The following is a 492-nucleotide window of genomic DNA, read 5'->3' as shown; positions in this document are numbered from 1 at the left end:
AGTCCATGTTTTGAATATAATTTGCTTCAGCCTTTACCGGTTTTCTGCGGAAGTGAATTTTTAATCCATCACCTTTTGCAGGTCTCCTGCCCAAATGATCCCTTTCATCACATGCTGAAGAAAGTCTGGTTCGATATAACTTTCAGAAGTATGTCCGCCACCGGTATAGAAGGCTCTCCCGCCTTCGTAGGAGTGGTGCCAGGCGATTGGGTGGTGGCTGCCATTTTCTCCGCCTTCATAAGTTTGTTCATCCAGTTGTGCAAGTACAGTGACCTCGGGATTAAGGTTCTTATAGTTATACCATTCATCCCGCCGAGTCCAATGCTTCGGGAGATGTTTTGTTGAAGGATGGTCTGTATTTATAACCTTAACTACTGCCTCCTGAATGTGTGGGTGCGATTTAAAATATCCGCCAACTAACTTCCCGTACCAGGGCCATTCGTATTCAGTGTCGGCTGCGGAATGTATTCCGGCGAAGCCCCCGCCACTGCG

Annotated in this window: 1 protein-coding gene; it reads right to left on the bottom strand. The window is 47.4% G+C overall.

The features are described 5' to 3' along the window. Positions 1-60: 60 nt before the first annotated feature. On the bottom strand, positions 61-492 hold a 432-nt coding region (locus HC175_RS17795), incomplete at its 5' end, for a ThuA domain-containing protein (RefSeq protein ID WP_168139604.1).

The organism is Salinimicrobium oceani, from assembly GCF_012037645.1.
Note: the sequence above shows the minus strand (reverse complement) of the source record. Positions and strands in the feature narration are given on the sequence as shown.